Genomic DNA, 1842 nt, shown 5'->3' on the forward strand with positions numbered 1-1842 from the left:
GAGCGGGGGCGGACGCGGCGGCGCTGCTCCGCGCCGACGCGGTACTGGACCCGCAGATCGCGCCCACCGGCGAGCCGGTGGACCCGGTGCGGGTGGCCGCGCCCGCGCATCTGCTGCTCACCGGGGCCACCGGCTTCCTCGGCGCCCATCTGCTGGCCCGGCTGCTGGCGGTGACCGGGGCCAGGCTGCACGTCCTGGTGGACGCCGAGGGGCCGGGCGAGGCCGAACGGGCCCTGGACCGCGCCCTGCGCCGGTTCCGTCTGACGGTGCCGAGGGAGCGGGTGACCGTGGTGCCGGGCAGCCTGCGCGAGCCGCTGCTCGGCCTCTCTCCGATGACGTTCGCGCGGCTGGCGGCCACCGTCGACGCGATCCACCACACGGGCGGCGACCCCGATCCCGCGCTGCCGTACGAGCGGCTGCGGCCGGCCGTCGCGGGCGGCACCGCCGAGGTGCTGCGGCTGGCGGCGCGCGGACGGACCAAGCCGGTGCACCACCTCTCCTCCCCCGGCGTGCTCGCCGCCCGCGACCCCGGCCCGGGCCCGGGACCGGGACCGGAAGCGGAACGCGCGCCGGACCACGCCCACGCGCCGTACGCCGCGGCGGCGGCGCTGCGCCCGGACGGCAGGGTGCCGGCCGAGGCGGTACCGGCCGCCGGGCCGGTCCGGGCCCGCTGGGTGGCCGAGGAACTGGTCGAGGAGGGCCGGCGGCGCGGTGTGCCGGTCTCCGTGTACCGGGCCGGGCGGCTCGGCGGGGAGACCGGCAGCGGCGCCGTGGATCCCGGTTCGCCGTTCTGGCGGTTCCTCGGCGCCTGCACCGAGGTGAGCGCTGTACCCGACCTCGGCGCCGGGACGGAGTTCGATCTCGTACCCGTGGACCACGCCGCAGCGGCGCTGGCCGCGCTCTCGCTGCGTACGGACGCGTCGGGCGGCACCTACCACCTGGCCAACCCGGTGCGCACCCGGCTCGGCGCGGTCGTGGACCGGCTGCGCGCCGCCGGGTACCCGCTGGTGGAGACCGACCCGGGGCGCTGGGCCGGGCTGGTCGCCGCCGAGGCGCTGGACCCGGGCGGCGACGAGAGCGCGGTCCCGGCGGCGCTCGCCGAGGCGGCGCCGGGCCTGCCCGTCCTGGGCGGCCTGCGGCTCGATGTCTCCGGCACCCTCGCGGCGCTCGACGGCACGGGCGTGCGCTGCCCGGCCGTCGAGGGGCCGCTGCTGGACCGCTATGTGGAGCACGCCGTCGGCGCGGGGCTGCTGGCCCCGCCGCCGGACCGCGCCGGACGTCACACCCGCGACTCGCGATCGGAGAACGCCGTATGAGCACCGACCTCGCACGGGACCTCGGCGGTGCGGTGTCGCACGGACCCCGCCTGCCACTGCTGTCACAGCCGGCGGGCGGGCCACGCGCCCGGCACACGGTGACGCTGGACGCCGGCCGCCGGCAGGCGCTCGCCGAGCGGGCGCGGGCCGCCGGGCTCGCGCCAACGGCCGTACTGCGCACGGCCTTTGCCGAGGTCCTGGCCCTGTGGTCGCGCGAGCCCCGGTTCGTCCTGCGCGAGCGTGCACCGGCCGGCTGCCGCCTCCTGGCGGCGGACGCGCACGCGGACGGCGGCTTCACCGGCCACGCCACCGCCCAGGCCGGACCGGCCGCCGCCCCGGCCGACACGGCGGCGGGCGCGGCGCGGGTGCCGGATCCCGACCCGCTGGTCGAGTTCGCGGACGCGGTGACCGGCGCGACCTGCGCGCCCCCGGAAGGCCCGGGGCCGGAACCGGAACCGGAACCGGTGCTGGCGCTGCGGGTGCGCGAGGCCGCGGGGGGCGGGATCGAGGCCGGGTGGGAGTACGC

Annotated in this window: 2 protein-coding genes; both read left to right on the forward strand. The window is 79.8% G+C overall.

Annotated elements, in window-relative coordinates; translation table 11 throughout:
• Positions 1 to 1316, forward strand: a 1316-nt coding sequence (locus G5C65_RS36525) for an SDR family oxidoreductase (RefSeq protein ID WP_206442674.1), incomplete at its 5' end; no start/stop codon positions are given.
• The coding region (locus tag G5C65_RS36530; protein ID WP_165303340.1) for a hypothetical protein at positions 1313 to 1842 on the forward strand (530 nt) is incomplete at its 3' end. The genes G5C65_RS36525 and G5C65_RS36530, both read left to right, overlap by 4 nt.

It is taken from the genome of Streptomyces boncukensis (assembly GCF_011045075.1).
In the GTDB taxonomy this organism is placed as follows: Bacteria; Actinomycetota; Actinomycetes; order Streptomycetales; family Streptomycetaceae; genus Streptomyces; species Streptomyces boncukensis.